Genomic DNA, 14,654 nt, shown 5'->3' on the forward strand with positions numbered 1-14,654 from the left:
CATCTCGACAAAAACACCGGTCACCAAGCATTGCCCTCCCGCACTGACATCTCCATGGTCCACCCATAGTTGCAGGAGATTTCACATGAAGATTTTGGCGATCATCGTTGGCACGATCCTCGGGCTCGGAGGCGCTGTTGGTGGCTACTACTATTTCTACGTCACATCGAGCGATAGCCCCTATGACGAGGCCGGGATCACGCTCAATCAGGTCATGCCCGGTCCGGTCAGTGCATGGGGCTGCGCGCAGCTTGAAGAGCGGTTCGCCCAGCAACTTCCTCCGCTTGGCTGTCAGGCAGAGGGAGACCAGCGGAGCTGGCGCTGATCACGCAGAGGCGGTGAGCCACGCACCCGCCTACGACCAACGCCCAACGGAAAAGCCAAGCGCAGCATGGGCCGCCTTCGCCCATCCCCAAACCCCTTCCAACCGGTCACGAGGAACTCGGCACGGGGCAGGGCGCCTAGAAAAGGTTACCGCCCCGATCCTCCGCGATCGCATCCGCGCCGATCGCCGCCCCCGCGCCAACCGCGAGCGCGCAGCCCGACAGCGTGCCATGGGCAAGAGTAAGGGTCAGGGCGATCAAAATCATCCGGCGCATCGGGTCTCTCCTTGAACTGGCCGCAATGATATCGCCGCCCCTTCGTCGCGCAAGGCTCCGCGGAGGAAAGAACCGCTAGGGCGTCGCTTATATGTCGCGGCCCGGGCGGGCGGGGGACATGCGCGAAATCCACCGACCGGATACCGACGCGATACCGACCGGATACCGACGGCCCAATTCGCCTCCCGCCCGCCTCGAAACCAAACTGGTTTACCCGCGCCGCTTTGACGCATCCGCCGCGTCCTCTAGATCAGACCGGACAGGCGCGGCCGGAGGATCCATGCAGTTCGACATCGATTGGGCCTTCATTGCCGAGCAGGAAGGCGCCGCGATTACAGAGGGTTACATCCCCTCCGACGGCGACGGCCGCGTCGTGGGCCGCTCTGGCGTAACCATCGGCACGGGCTTCGATCTGGGCCAGCACAGCGAGGATGACCTTAACCTCATCGCCCCCCGCGGCACCCCCCTCTTCGAGACGCTCCGCCCCTATCTCGGCCTGCGCCGCGACGCCGCCCAGAAGGCGCTAAGTGCCTCTCCTCTCACGATTTCTTCTGAGGATGCGGACGCAATCGACCAGGCCGTAAAGCGCGAGAAAGCCTCCGAAGTCGCGGCCCGCTTCGACACCGCCATCGCCCGCATGGGAGAGGCCGGTCACTTCTTTCGGGAGTTGCCGCCCGAAGCGCAGACCGTCATCATGTCCGTCGCGTTCCAATACGGCGATCTCGCCACCCGGACCCCGAGTTTCTGGAGCAGTATTCTCATGCAGGACTGGCAAGCCGCCCATGACGAGCTGCGCGATTTCGGCGACCGCTACCCATCCCGCCGCAGACGCGAGGCCGCCTATCTCGAGCCGCTTCTGGACGGCGATTTCGAAGAAGCCGCCATGTCGGGGGAGGACACGCAATGAGACTGGCCCTGCTCGCCCTGATCCTGCCTGGTCTGGCCTTGGCCGAACCGGACCGGCTCCGCAATGATCTGCCCTCGGCCATCCCCGACGAGGTGGCCGCGATCGAAACCGGCGTGCCGGCCTTTCCCACCTGCGGCGACTATCTTGCCGCCTATCCCGAGGTGCGCCGAAGCCCCGCCGTGCAGCCGCAGCGGTTCGTCTCCTGCGAGATCGGCTTCCTGCTTGGCATCGGCGAGCCGCTCCAGACCGAGAGGCCAACCGCCTGCAGGGTCCTCGACGGATCGATCCAGAACATGGACCTGCGCAGCTTTCCCAACGGCTCCGCGCCCCGGCTGCCCCAGGGGACCGATCCGGTCACGCTCGATAAGCTCTACGATGTGGACTGGACCGTCTTCTGCTCGGCGGCGATGGCCCGGGACCAGTTCTGGGTCATCAGCATCGCGCCCCTTGCCGTGGGAGACTGGACCGACGACGGCAAGCCTGATGCGCTCGTGGTCTATGAAGAACAAGCGCGCGACGGCAGCTTTTATGACGTTTATGCGCTGGTCCTGACCGGGCTCGAAGGAGAGGCGGTCACCGCCCTGCCGCTCTGCGTCTTCCTGCCGGGAGAGGATGACGGCGTCGGCGATGCCTGCGATCCGGACTAGGTCGTCAGAAATGCCCGAAGTGCGGCTTCGACCTCCCGGGGCTTGTCCGCATGCAGCCAGTGGCCTGCCCCATCGACAGTTTCGATCCGGGCCGCGCGGAAAAGCGTTCTGATCCGATCCTCATGCCCATGCTCGACATAGGCCGACTTCCCACCACGCAGGAAAAGAGCAGGCCCTTCGTAACGTCCGGCCAGATCGGGAAACCCGAGGATCTTCGGCATCTCATCGGCCAGCACGTCGAGATTGAGTCGCCATCGCCGCTCCTCCACATCCAGGCTTTGCAGCAGAAAGGCCGCCGTTCCCGCATCTAGCCCGTCCAGCGTCACCTCCGATCGCCGCGTGATCCCGCTCAGATCGGCCCGCCGCATCGCCTCGAGCGGACCCATCTGGGAATGGCTGTAAGACGTCGGCGCGATATCGAGCACCGCAAGGCTCTCGACCAGCTCGGGCCGGGTCAGCGCCAGAGCTATCACCGCCTTGCCGCCCATGGAATGCCCGACAAAATGAGCCGGGCCAAGCTCCGCCAGATCGCCCGCAAGATCCTCGTAGCTATGGGTGGGGTAGTTCGGGCTGCTCCCATGATTGCGCATATCCGGCGTGACGACCTCAAAGCTGTCCGCCAGACGCTTGGCGATCACACCCCAGTTGCGGCCCGACCCGAAAAGGCCATGGGCGATGACGACGCGGGGTCCTGTGCCTTGGCTTGTCGTGTTGAGCATTGTCGGCTCCTTTTGCGCGGCCTAAGAGGCTGTCATGACACAAGATGCGCGCGTGGACGAGATGGCGGCTGAGCTGCAGCGGATGATGGTGGAGCGGCTGGCGCTTCCGAACGTGCCGTTCGAGCGGCAGGTCGCCAAGGCCGGGCGTCTGCTGCCCCGGCGCCAGCGCCGCAACGCAGCCCGTCTGATCGAGGCCCGGTCCTTCGGCGGCCATCCCAAACTGGCGCGCCAGATCGATTTGCGGTCGCTCGAGGGGATCTATCGCGACATGCGGACCTTTCTCGAACAGACCGAACCGGGAGAGTTGCGCTGGACCCGGCGGATCAATCTGGCCGCTGCCATCGCGTTCAATATTCTGGTCGTGGGGATCCTGATCGTACTCGCCCTCGTCTGGACCGGCACGGTCTAGGAGCGGCGAGCCAGAGGTCCCGGCTCAAGGCCGAGACACGTCTGTTCATTGGATCAGTGGGTTGTCTAGAGGTTCGGATAGATCGGGAACTTCGCGCAAAGCGCCTCGACCTCGGATTTCACCTTCTCCTCGACCTCGGCATTGCCATCCGCGCCATGGGCTGCAAGGCCGTCCACGACCTCGACGATCCAACGCGCGATCTGGCGGAACTCCTCTTCGGCAAAGCCGCGCGTCGTCCCCGCAGGCGATCCCAGACGGATCCCCGACGTGACCATCGGCTTTTCGGAATCGAACGGAATGCCGTTCTTGTTGCAGGTGATATGCGCCCGGCCCAGCGACTCTTCGGTCGCGTTGCCCTTGACCGACTTCGGCCGCAGATCGACCAGCATCACATGGCAATCGGTCCCGCCCGTCACGATATCGAGCCCGCCTTTCATCAACTCATCCGCCAGCGCCTGCGCGTTGCGGATCACCTGCTCCTGATAAAGCTTGAACCCCGGCTCCAGCGCCTCCTTGAAAGCGACCGCCTTGGCGGCGATCACATGCATCAGCGGGCCGCCCTGAATACCGGGGAAGATCGCCGAATTCACCTTCTTGGCATTCGCCTTGTCATTGGTCAGGATCATCCCGCCGCGCGGGCCGCGCAGGGTCTTGTGGGTGGTTGTCGTCACCACATGGGCATGGGGGAATGGCGAGGGATAAACCCCCGCCGCGATCAGACCTGCGAAATGCGCCACATCGGCCAGAACGATGGCATCCACGCTATCGGCAATCTCGCGGATCCGCGCAAAGTCGATATGGCGCGGAATGGCAGATCCGCCCGCGATGATCATCTTGGGCTTATGCTCCGCCGCAAGCTCCGCCATCTGGTCGTAATCGATCAGGTTGTCCTGCTGGCGCACGCCGTATTGCACCGCGTTGAACCATTTGCCCGACTGGTTGGGCTTGGCCCCATGCGTCAGATGCCCGCCCGCATCAAGACTCATGCCGAGGATCGTGTCGCCCGGCTGCAAGAGCGCGGTAAAGACCCCCTGATTGGCCTGACTGCCCGAATTGGGCTGCACATTCGCAAAGTCGCAGCCGAAGAGCTCTTTCGCCCGCTCGATCGCAAGATTTTCCGCGATATCCACATACTGGCACCCGCCATAGTAGCGGCGGCCCGGATAGCCCTCGGCGTATTTGTTCGTCATCACGCCGCCCTGCGCCTCCATCACGGCGGCCGAGACAATGTTTTCGGATGCGATCAGCTCGATCTCGCTGCGCTGGCGCGTCAGCTCCATCCGCGTGGCAGCGGCGATGTCGGGATCGCGCGTGCCCAGACCTTCGGTGAAGAACCCGTCGTCACGGTGGGGGGCGTTCATGGTCTCTCTCCTTCAGGCAGGGCAGCGTTGGCGCGTCTTTAGCGGATCAAGCATAGCACGAAAAGGCGGCAAACGGGCGCGAGGCCGATTAATCGGTCCGCTTGCCTTTCCCCATGGCGCAGGCAAGAGTTGCCCCGAACGACCCGGCAGGAGGGCCAGATGGCCGGACCCAAGATCGCGTTTCTGGCCAGCGAGGTGGATCTCGCCCAGGAAGCGCTCAAGCGCCTAAGCGACCGCCACGGCTCTGTCCCCCCCGAAGAGGCCGATCTGATCGTCGCGCTTGGCGGTGACGGCTTCATGCTGCAAACGCTTCATGCGACCCAGGACATGCCCGCTGCGGTCTATGGAATGAACCGCGGCACCGTCGGGTTCCTGATGAACGAATACAGCGAGGACGATCTCATCGACCGCCTCGCCGCCGCCGAAGAGGCGGTGATCCATCCGCTCTCCATGGTGGCCGAAACTGTCGGCGGTATGCGCTGCGAGGCCCTGTCGATCAACGAGGTGAGCCTGCTGCGCTCGGGTCCCCAGGCGGCCAAGCTCCGGATCCTCGTCGATGGGCGAGAGCGGATGTCAGAGCTGGTCTGCGACGGCGCGCTGGTCGCCACTCCTGCCGGATCGACCGCCTACAACAATTCGGCCCACGGCCCCATCCTACCCATCGGCGCGGACGTGCTCGCCCTTACCGCCATGGCCGCCTTCCGTCCCCGCCGCTGGCGCGGCGCGCTCTTGCCGATGAGTGCGGTCGTCCGGTTCGAGGTGCTCTCTCCCGAAAAGCGTCCCGTCATGGCCGATGCCGACAGCCGTCGCTCGGTCCGAGATGTCGCTTGGGCCGAGATCCGCAGCGATCCGTCCATCGCGCACCGCCTGCTCTTCGATCCCGGCCATGGGCTCGAGGAACGGCTCATCCGCGAGCAATTCACGTAAGATCAGCGGTAGACCTGATCCTCGCCGGGAAAATCGCGCGACTTCACCTCGTCCGCATAGCTGCGCACCGCCTCTTCGATCATCGGCCCTAGCGAGCCGTAAACCTTGACGAATTTCGGCACCCAGTCGCTTAGCCCCAGCATGTCCTCCAGCACGAGGATCTGCCCGTCACAGGCTGCCGACGCCCCGATCCCGATGGTCGGGATCGAGATCTCCTCGGTGATTTTCCGCGCCAGCGGCTCCACCACGCCCTCCAGAACCGACGCGAAGGCACCCGCTTCCTCGACCGCCTTGGCATCCGCAATCAGATCGGGCCAGGTGTCTTCATCGCGGCCTTGCGTCTTGAAGCCCCCCATCACATGGGTCGATTGGGGCGTCAGCCCGGTATGGCCCATGACCGGAATGCCCCGCTCGGTCAGGAAACGGATTGTCTCGGCCATCGACTGCCCGCCCTCCAGCTTGACCGCGCCGCATTGCGTTTCCTTCATGATCCGCGCGGCGTTGCGAAAGGCGACCTCCGGGCTTTCCTCGTAGCTGCCGAACGGCATGTCGACGACGATCAGCGCCCGCTTGGTGCCGCGCACCACCGCCTGACCGTGCACGATCATCAGTTCCATCGACACGCCCAGCGTGTTCTCCATCCCGTGCATCACCATCCCGAGGCTGTCGCCCACAAGGATGAAATCGGCATGCTGCTCCACGATGGCGGCGGTATGCGCGTGATAGGATGTCAGCGATACGATCGGCTCTTTGCCCTTGCGCGCAGCGATTTCCGGCGCGGTGATCCGGCGGATCTTGGTCTGTTTGCTCATGGAGCGATCTCCCTCTGGTCGATCAGTAATACACCGCCGAACTCGGCCGAGACCAGCAAAGCGGCCCGCCGCGTAAGCGGCCCCTGCGCCCGCTCCAGCGTGTCGGTCCAGACGATATCGACGGCCCTCAGGCTCGCGCGCGGCTCGCCATTGATGGTCCCGCGCAGCAGGCTCTCGATTTCCGAAACGGTCGCCTTCTTGCGCGCCGCCGCCTCCGCCTTGTCGAGCGCTTGGGACAGTACGATCGCCGCCGCCCGGTCATCGGGCCCGAGGCGCTGATTGCGCGAGGACATAGCGAGCCCGTCCGCCTCGCGCTTGGTGGGCACGCCGATGATCCGCACCGGCATATGCAGATCACGCACCATCCGCTTGATCACCTGAAGCTGCTGCCAATCCTTCTCGCCGAAATAGGCCGCGTCGGGCTGCGCGATATTCAGCAGCTTCGTCACCACCGTCGCCACGCCGCGAAAATGCCCGGGGCGGACCTTGCCGTGCAGCATATTGGCCAGCCGCGTCGTCTCCACGATGGTCTCATCGCCCTTGGGATACATCTCATCCACCGACGGCATGAAGACCGCATCGACGCCCGCATCCTCGAACTTGCCCAGATCCCCTGCATCGTCGCGCGGATAGCTCTCAAGGTCCTTGGGATCGCCGAACTGCGTGGGATTGACGAAGATCGTCGTCACAACCCGCGCGGTCTGAGCCTTCGCCGCCGCCACAAGCGCCAGATGCCCCTCATGCAGCGCCCCCATCGTCGTCACCAGCCCAACCGTCTCCCCCGCCACCCGGAACGGAGCAATCTGCCGCCGAAAATCGGCAATCTTCGTGCAAACCTTCAAAGGGGAAAGCCTCCGGACAGTCTCGGTTTTTCAAGGCATAAAGAGCCCTCTACCGACGGGCAAGCCGATGAGTAAGGAAGCGCGTAACGCAGCCCCCAAGGCTGCCGCCCCTGCGTGAACAATCGGGGAAAGCATGCATCAAGCCCCATACACCCCTCTTCCTTGGTACCGATAGTCGCATCCGCGCCCCATAGCGTCGGACGGCGCTTGCGAAAGCCTGCCCCGGATCGATACGCTCTGCGTCAATTCGGGGACGGGAGAGTGATGTGAAGACCCATGTGAAAGCGCTTGTCGTCGGCGGCGGGGCCGTCGGGACCTCCATCGCCTATCATCTCGCTAAGGCCGGTTGGGAGACGATGCTGCTCGAACGGGACGAGCTGACCTCGGGCTCCACCTGGCACGCGGCGGGCCTGCTGCCCTATTTCAACATGAGCTACGCCTCGACCCATATCCACGACTACTCGATCAAGTTCTACAAAACCCTCGAAGAGGAAACCGGCCTCAATCCCGGCTTCTCGGTCGTCGGCAACCTGCGTATGGCCCAAAGCCGGGAGCGGATGGACGAATACATGCTCTATGCCACCACGGCCGAGAATGTGGACGTCCCCTACGAATGGATGAGCCCCGACCAAATCAAGGAGCGCTATCCGCTCGTGCGCACCGACGATCTGGTCGGCGCGATCTTCCACCCCACCGATGGCTACATCAACCCCGCCGATGTCACGATGGCCATGGCCAAGGGCGCACGCCAATACGGCGCCGTGATCGAGCGCAAGTGGCAGGTCGATGGCTACGAATGGACCGGCGATCACTGGGACGTCACTGTCACCAAGATGACCGAAAAGGGCGGCAATCTGGTGCCCACGGACGAGCAGCAGGTCATCCACGCCGAACATGTCGTCACCGCCACCGGCAACCATGCCCAGCGCACCGCCCGCCTCCTTGGGATCAAGACGCCTGCCGTCCCGGTCGAGCATCAGTATATCGTCACCGAACCCGATCCCGCCCTCGTCGAATGGCGCAAGCAGAACGGCGAACATCCCGTCCTGCGCGATGTCGATGCCCGCTGGTATGTCCGCGAGGAACGCGGCGGCTGGATCCTCGGCCCTTACGAGGACGGCGCGCCGCACCGTTTCCGCTTTGACGTCCCGGACAGCTTCCGCGCCGATCTCTTCCCGCTCAATCTCGAACGGATCGAGCAGGAATATATGGATTTCATCCACCGCATTCCCTCAACCGAGGAAGTGGGGCTCAAGGACGATTTCAACGGCCCGATCTGCTACACCCCTGACGGCAATCCCCTTCTGGGTCCCGCGCCGGGCCTCCGCAACATGTGGCTGGCTGAAGGTTTCTCCTTCGGGATCACCGCCGCGGGCGGGGCAGGACACTACCTCGCGCAGGTCATGACGGCAGGCGAGGCCGAGATCGACATGGCCAGCCTCGATCCCAAGCGCTACGGCGACTGGATGACCTCCGAATATGCGGTTCAAAAGAACGAGGAGACCTATCCTTTCCTCCTCAAGCTGCACTGGCCCGACGAGGAACGCCCGGCGGCCCGCCCGCTTCGGACCGCGCCCTGCTATGATCGGATGAAGGCGCACGGCGCCCAATTCGGTCAGGTCAATGGCTGGGAACGGCCCAACTACTTCGCCCCTAAGGGCTTTGACGACATGGCCGCCAGCAGCTTCCGCCGTGGCGGCTGGTGGCAATACGCCAAAGCCGAGGCCGAGGCGATCCGCAGCGGCGTCGGCCTGATCGACGCGACCGCCTTCGCCAAGCACCGCCTGACCGGTCCCGGCGCCACAGCCTTTCTCGACTGGTTCACAACCAACAAGCTGCCCAAGGTGGGCCGCATCAATCTGACCTATGCGCTGGGCCCTGCGGGCACGACGCATGCCGAATACACGATCGTCCGGCAGGCCGAAAACGACTATTACCTCGTCTCCGCCGGGGGCTGGCACGCCTATGACGAGGATTTTCTCTACAAGGCAATCGAGGACAAAGAGCCCGAGTTCGGCCGCATCAACGAAGAGGACGTGACGACCCAGTGGGGCGTCTTCGCCATCGCCGGTCCCAAATCCCGCGCCGTCCTGGCCGAGCTGATCAACGATCCCAACCCGGACACCGCGCTGTCAAACAAGCGCTTCCCGTGGCTTTCGATGCGCAACATCGAGCTCGGCATGGTCCCCGTCAAAGCCATCCGCGTCGCCTATACCGGAGAGCTGGGCTGGGAGCTGCACCACCCGATCGAAATGCAGAACCATCTCTTCGATCTGCTCATGACGGCGGGCGAAAAGCACGGGCTCAAGCTGGTCGGTGCCCGCGCCCAGAACTGGCTGAGGCAGGAGAAATCCTACCGCGCCTTCGGCACCGAACTGGGCCGCGATGCCACCCCTCTAGAGGCAGGTCTCGACCGCTTTGTCGACCTCGGCAAAGACTTCCACGGCAAAGCCGCGATGGAGCAAACGGGCCTCCGCTTCAAATGCGTCACCCTGCTGGTGGACGGCCCGGACGATGCCGATCCCTGGGGTCGTGAGGCGATCTACCTGAACGGAGAGCGGGTGGGCCGCTGCACCTCGGGCGGCTATTCCGCCCATTTCGGCGAGTCCATCGCGATGGGCTATGTCCGCCCCGATCTGGCCGAATCGGGTCAGGCGCTCGAGGTGAAGATGTTCGACCGTCTCTGGCCCGCCACCGTGACTGAAGACAGCCCTTATGACCCCCGGAATGAGCGGATTCGTGTGGATAACTGAATCTTGCCGCGCCCCTGCCGCAATTCGGACATGACTCGCGCCGTCTGACCATGATCCTGCCGCAGTGCTATGCAGCATTGTTTCGGTAGGGGACTTAGAAGGGCGCGGTCATGAGCTTTATCTCAAAGATCGGTGATAACGTAACAAGTGCTGTTGTCACCGGGCTCTCGGCGGATGCCCAACTTCGGACACCTTGCGGCGAACGCCGTGTCGAGAATATCCGTCCCGGTGATCTGATTGTAACGCGAGGCGGCGGTCTGCAGCCGGTTCGCATGGTCTGGACGCGCACGCTTACTCTTGCCGAACGGCAGGAGGATCCGTCCTGCGTGCCTGTCTGCCTTGGGCCACGTGTCGTGGGTCCGATGATGCCGCAGCGATCCCTCACGCTTGCGCCGGATCATCGGATCCTCGTCCCGGCCCACCTGCTCAGCGATGTGGGCGGGCAGGGCGGCCTGATGATGGCCCGCGATCTTGTCGGGCTTAGCGACAAGGCCCATCTCGACAGGACGACGGACGACATCACGCTCTACAATATCGTCTTCGATGGCCCCCAGGTCGTGATGGCCAGCGGCCTTCCGGTCGAGACCTTCCATGTCAGCCCCGACCATCTGGCAGCCGTCCCGGAAACAGGCCGATCCGAAATCATGCGCCTTTTTCCCGCCGCACGCGGCAAGGGCGCACCTGTCGCCCCGCTGCCCTATCCCGCCGTTGAGGCTGACGATTACGCCCCAGCCTTCGCCTGATTTTCATCGAAGACGGTACTTGGTGACCTCACATATTGTCAGGCGCGACTAAATGCTCAGTGAACAATCCTGATCCGGCCTCCGGGCGCGGCGCGTCTGACAGGCCTTGCAGGTTTCGCAGCAGTCCTTGCCCGATGTCATAGATGCGGGACGGGCCGTTATCTCACTCCGGCTGCCCCGATGTTGGCTCACAGATTTGAACTGACGGAACCTCATCGAACCTGAAAAAAGCAATCCGGTTACGAGTTCGTAAATTTCTATTCTGTTCTAGCGTCGGTTCATGTCTCGCCAGTTTTTGTCTTCGATCCGCTCGTTCTCTGAATTTGTTCTGTTCACTAGATCTAGATTCGTCGCTTCCATTCCGAGAGGAGGCTTCTTGGGATCATATGTCGGGGGACGGAACCAAGCTATCAATTGTCGGAAGACGTGAAACATCTCGCAGGCACCTTCGTTTTTAGACCGAGCGCATCAAGCTGGCGGCCATCCATCCTAAGCTCGCTGTCGCCATCACGGCGTGCTTCTTTCACACGAGCTCTCGTCGGTGAATTTCAACGACACGTCATTCCTCAGTCAAAAGCAGAGTATAATTGGAGTAAGCCTAACGAAGCGAAGTCGCGCAGCATAGAATTGTCGGGAAAACTCGACTAAGTCTTGGGCAAATTGATAGAGTTGAAGCCGTCATTCGTGCACCGCGCAGCACCTGTTGATCTGAGCTTGATTTGTCATTCGTTCACACGAAAAAAGGCCCTCCGCAACGAAGGGCCTTCAAACTCGGATCAGACAAACCCTATTCGGGAATGTCGCCCTCGATCCCCTCGACATAGAAGTTCATGCCCAGCAGATCCTCGTCCGATGCGGTCTCGCCCTCGGCCAGCCAGACCGAACCGTCCTGCTTGTTGATCGGACCGGTAAACGGGTGATAGTCGCCCGCCGCGATCCGCTCCTTCATGTCGAGCGCCTCGGCCTTCACATCCTCCGGAACCGCATCGGTGATCTCGCCGATCCCGACCATACCCGGGCCGATCCCGTCCCAGGTATCCACGCTTTCCCAGGTCCCGTCGACGACAGCCTGCACGCGGTCGATGTAATAGGGCGCCCAATCGTCGATGATCGAACTGACGCGCGGCGACGGCGAAAACTGAGCCATGTCCGACGCCTGCCCAAAGCCAATCACGTTCCCGGCCTCCTCAGCGGCGGCCAACGGCGCGGTAGAATCCGTATGCTGCAGGATCACATCCGCGCCCTGATCGATCAGCGTCCGCGCGGCCTCGGCCTCCTGGGCGGGATCGAACCAGGTGTAGACCCAGACGATCCGGTACTCGACATCCGGGTTCACCGCCTTGGCATGCAGGTAGGAGGCATTAATCCCCCGGATCACCTCGGGGATCGGGTAGGACCCGATATAACCGATCACATTGCTCTCGGTCATCTTGCCCGCAATATGACCCTGAATGGCGCGCCCTTCATAGAACCGCGCCGAATAGGTCGACACGTTGTCGGCCCGCTTAAAGCCGGTCGCATGTTCGAACTTCACATCCGGAAACTTCTCGGCCGTCGCGATCGTCGCATCCATATAGCCAAAGGACGTCGTAAAGATTAGATCGGCCCCATCCAGCGCCATCTGCGTCATCACCCGCTCGGCATCGGCACCTTCGGGCACGCTTTCGACAAAGACCGTCTCGACCGCATCGCCGAAATGCTCCTCGACCGCCAGACGGCCCTTGTTGTGTTCATAGGTCCAGCCGCCGTCGCCCACGGGGCCGACATAGACGAACCCGACCTTGACCGGATCGTCCTGCGCAAAGGCCATCCCGGCCAGCCCAAGGGCGGCAGCCGCCCCAAGAAGTGTTCTGCGATACATGTGAATTTCCCCTGTTGGTAGCGGGCTCAGCCCGTCTTGTGGAAGATACGCCCCAGCGAGCCGGGCGCACGACCCGAGGACATTAGGACGAGGACGAGAATGGTGACAAGGTAGGGCGACATCGACAGATACTCGACCGGAAGCGCGATCCCCGCCGCCTGCAGATTGAGCTGCAGCACCGTCACACCGCCAAAAAGCCAGGCACCCAGCAAAGCGCGCCACGGCTTCCAAGCGGCAAAGACCACGATCGCCAGCGCGATCCAGCCCGCCCCGCCGGTCATCCCTTCGGTCCATTGCGGCACGCGCACAAGGCTCAGATAGGCCCCGCCGATCCCCGCACAGGCCCCGCCAAAGGCAATCGCCGCCAGCCGCACGCGCACCACCTTGTAGCCCAGCGCATGGGCCGCATCGTGGTTCTCGCCCACTGCGCGCAAGATCAGCCCGGCCCGGCTGCGCGTCAGCACCCACCAGACGGCGACCACCAGCGCGAGGCCCGCATAGACCATCAGGTCATGGCCGAAAACGATCCGCCCCACGACCGGCAAATCCCTCAGGACGGGAATATCGAGCCGCGCGGGCGTCGGCCCCTTCACCCCCTGATAGCCTTGCCCAAGCAACGCGCTCAGACCCAGCCCGAACAGCGTCAGCGCCAGCCCCGTCGCCACTTGATTGCTGAGCAGATACTGCGTCAGAACCCCGAAGATCAGGCTGAGCAGCGCCCCGCCCACAGCCGCGCCGAGAAAGCCCAGGTAAGCGCTCCCGCTCTCGACCCCGACGATGAATCCGCAGATCGCGCCGGTGATCATCATCCCCTCGACCCCGAGGTTCAGAACGCCCGCCCGCTCCACGACAAGCTCGCCCAAGGCCGCGAACAGCAGCGGCGTCGCCGCCACGATCAGCGACGCGACCAGAAGAACGGGATTGATCGCCGACAGATCCATCTACTCCGCCGCCTCCGTCCTCAGCGCAGGCGTAGCCTCGCTGCGACCGAACTTCAGCCGGAAATGCGTCAGCACATCGACCGCCAGCAAAAAGAACAGCAGCATCCCCTGGAACATCGAGATCGCCGCTCCCGGCAGGCCAAGCTGCGACTGCGCGATCTCTCCGCCGATATAGGTCAGCGCCATCAACAAGCCCGCCAGCAGGATCCCCACCGGATGGAGCCGCCCGAGAAAGGCCACGATGATCGCCGTGAACCCGTATCCGGTGTTGAAACTGATGGTGATCTGCCCGGCCGGTCCCGTCACTTCAAAAGTCCCCGCCAGCCCGGCAAGCGCTCCCGAGATCCCCAGACACAAAACCACCAGCCGCCCCGGCACGACGCCTGCGAACCGTGCCGCCTTCGGCGCCTCTCCTGACAGGCGGATATGAAAGCCCAGTACGTGCCGCTCGAGCAGCACATAGGCGAAGATCACTGCGATCAGCGCGGCAACCACGCCCCAATGCATGCCGGTCCCGGCGATCAGCTCGGGATTTGCCGAAGCGTCCCATTGCGACAGGTTCCGCGATCCCGGAAAGCCCCTGCCTTCGGGATTGCGCAAGGCGCCCAGCGCCATCGCGCTCAAAAGCCGCTCGGCCACATAGACCAGCATCAGCGACACGAGGATCTCGTTCGTCCCGAACCGCACCCGAAGAAGCGCCGGGATCATCGCCCAAAGCAGCCCGCCCAGCGCCCCGCAGAGCACCATCAGCGGGAAGATCCAGCGCGTCTCCGCCGGATAAAGCGCCAGCCCCGCCGCCGCTCCGCACAGCGCGCCCATGATATACTGGCCTTCCGCGCCGATATTCCAGATCCCCGCTCGAAAGCCCAAAGCTAGCCCGATCGCGATCAGAACCAGCGGCGCGCCCTTCACCAGAAGCTGCGGGCGATAATAAAAGGCAAACTCCCCGAAAAGCGGCTCCCAAAAGATCACCCGGATCGCTGCCACAGGATCCTTGCCCAGCAGCGCGAACATCAGCCCGCCCGCCACCATGGTCGCAAGGACCGCCAGAACCGGCGTCGCAAACGCCATAGCCCGCGACGGAGCCGCCCGCCGCTGCAGCGAAATCACGCGCGCCCTCCCGAAAGGGGCCG

Annotated in this window: 15 protein-coding genes; 7 read left to right on the plus strand and 8 right to left on the minus strand. The window is 63.4% G+C overall.

Annotation, left to right across the window (positions count from 1 at the left end):
• Nucleotides 1-85: 85 nt before the first annotated feature.
• A complete protein-coding gene (locus tag AAD018_RS05330; RefSeq protein ID WP_367313163.1) occupies nucleotides 86-325 on the plus strand; it encodes a hypothetical protein in 240 nt (79 codons plus the stop codon).
• A gap of 136 nt (nucleotides 326-461) precedes the next feature.
• Here the strand turns inward: AAD018_RS05330 and AAD018_RS05335 are convergent, their stop codons facing one another.
• Nucleotides 462-599, minus strand: a complete 138-nt coding sequence (locus AAD018_RS05335; protein WP_367313162.1) for a hypothetical protein — start codon at nucleotides 597-599, stop codon at nucleotides 462-464.
• 91 nt (nucleotides 600-690) lie between these two features.
• On the opposite strand from AAD018_RS05335, the gene AAD018_RS05340 reads away from it, so the two are divergent.
• Nucleotides 691-1,506, plus strand: a complete 816-nt coding sequence (locus tag AAD018_RS05340; protein WP_412005180.1) for a pesticin C-terminus-like muramidase — start codon at nucleotides 691-693, stop codon at nucleotides 1,504-1,506.
• On the plus strand, nucleotides 1,503-2,153 hold the full coding sequence (locus tag AAD018_RS05345) for a hypothetical protein (RefSeq protein ID WP_367313160.1): 651 nt from the start codon (nucleotides 1,503-1,505) through the stop codon (nucleotides 2,151-2,153). Before AAD018_RS05340 ends, AAD018_RS05345 begins: the two co-directional genes overlap by 4 nt.
• Here AAD018_RS05345 and AAD018_RS05350 read toward each other — a convergent pair.
• The gene (locus AAD018_RS05350; RefSeq protein ID WP_367313159.1) at nucleotides 2,150-2,872 is read right to left on the minus strand and encodes an alpha/beta fold hydrolase; all 723 of its coding nucleotides are present in this window, start codon (nucleotides 2,870-2,872) and stop codon (nucleotides 2,150-2,152) included. The two genes, AAD018_RS05345 and AAD018_RS05350, sit on opposite strands and share 4 nt — an antisense overlap.
• A gap of 34 nt (nucleotides 2,873-2,906) precedes the next feature.
• Between AAD018_RS05350 and AAD018_RS05355 the strand changes: the two genes are divergently transcribed.
• The gene (locus AAD018_RS05355; protein WP_367313158.1) at nucleotides 2,907-3,281 is read left to right on the plus strand and encodes a hypothetical protein; all 375 of its coding nucleotides are present in this window, start codon (nucleotides 2,907-2,909) and stop codon (nucleotides 3,279-3,281) included.
• A gap of 65 nt (nucleotides 3,282-3,346) precedes the next feature.
• Here AAD018_RS05355 and glyA read toward each other — a convergent pair whose 3' ends face one another.
• Nucleotides 3,347-4,642 (minus strand): serine hydroxymethyltransferase, encoded by a 1,296-nt coding sequence (gene glyA, locus AAD018_RS05360; protein WP_367313157.1) that lies wholly within the window; start codon nucleotides 4,640-4,642, stop codon nucleotides 3,347-3,349.
• Nucleotides 4,643-4,801: 159 nt separating this feature from the next.
• Between glyA and AAD018_RS05365 the strand changes: the two genes are divergently transcribed.
• Nucleotides 4,802-5,569 (plus strand): NAD kinase, encoded by a 768-nt coding sequence (locus AAD018_RS05365; RefSeq protein WP_367313156.1) that lies wholly within the window; start codon nucleotides 4,802-4,804, stop codon nucleotides 5,567-5,569.
• A gap of 2 nt (nucleotides 5,570-5,571) precedes the next feature.
• Here AAD018_RS05365 and panB read toward each other — a convergent pair whose 3' ends face one another.
• On the minus strand, nucleotides 5,572-6,381 hold the full coding sequence (gene panB, locus AAD018_RS05370) for a 3-methyl-2-oxobutanoate hydroxymethyltransferase (RefSeq protein WP_367313155.1): 810 nt from the start codon (nucleotides 6,379-6,381) through the stop codon (nucleotides 5,572-5,574).
• Nucleotides 6,378-7,223 (minus strand): pantoate--beta-alanine ligase, encoded by an 846-nt coding sequence (panC, locus tag AAD018_RS05375; protein WP_367313154.1) that lies wholly within the window; start codon nucleotides 7,221-7,223, stop codon nucleotides 6,378-6,380. Before panC ends, panB begins: the two co-directional genes overlap by 4 nt.
• A 266-nt stretch (nucleotides 7,224-7,489) precedes the next feature.
• On the opposite strand from panC, the gene AAD018_RS05380 reads away from it, so the two are divergent.
• Together AAD018_RS05380 and AAD018_RS05385 are read left to right on the plus strand one after the other, a co-directional pair.
• Complete coding sequence (locus tag AAD018_RS05380; RefSeq protein WP_367313153.1) at nucleotides 7,490-9,976, plus strand: GcvT family protein; 2,487 nt, start codon at nucleotides 7,490-7,492, stop codon at nucleotides 9,974-9,976.
• A 110-nt stretch (nucleotides 9,977-10,086) separates the two neighbouring features.
• A complete protein-coding gene (locus AAD018_RS05385; protein WP_367313152.1) occupies nucleotides 10,087-10,719 on the plus strand; it encodes a Hint domain-containing protein in 633 nt (210 codons plus the stop codon).
• A gap of 787 nt (nucleotides 10,720-11,506) precedes the next feature.
• On the opposite strand, the gene AAD018_RS05390 is transcribed toward AAD018_RS05385, so the two are convergent.
• Genes AAD018_RS05390 through AAD018_RS05400 form a run of 3 tightly spaced genes read right to left on the minus strand, consistent with a single transcriptional unit; the run spans nucleotide 11,507 to nucleotide 14,631 of the window.
• Nucleotides 11,507-12,580, minus strand: coding sequence for a BMP family ABC transporter substrate-binding protein (locus tag AAD018_RS05390; RefSeq protein WP_367313151.1), 1,074 nt, complete (start codon nucleotides 12,578-12,580; stop codon nucleotides 11,507-11,509).
• A 26-nt stretch (nucleotides 12,581-12,606) separates the two neighbouring features.
• The gene (locus AAD018_RS05395; protein WP_367313150.1) at nucleotides 12,607-13,521 is read right to left on the minus strand and encodes an ABC transporter permease; all 915 of its coding nucleotides are present in this window, start codon (nucleotides 13,519-13,521) and stop codon (nucleotides 12,607-12,609) included.
• Complete coding sequence (locus AAD018_RS05400) at nucleotides 13,522-14,631, minus strand: ABC transporter permease (RefSeq protein WP_367313149.1); 1,110 nt, start codon at nucleotides 14,629-14,631, stop codon at nucleotides 13,522-13,524.
• Nucleotides 14,632-14,654: the final 23 nt, after the last annotated feature.

Source organism: Aestuariibius insulae (assembly GCF_040783535.2).
In the GTDB taxonomy this organism is placed as follows: Bacteria; Pseudomonadota; Alphaproteobacteria; order Rhodobacterales; family Rhodobacteraceae; genus Aestuariibius; species Aestuariibius insulae.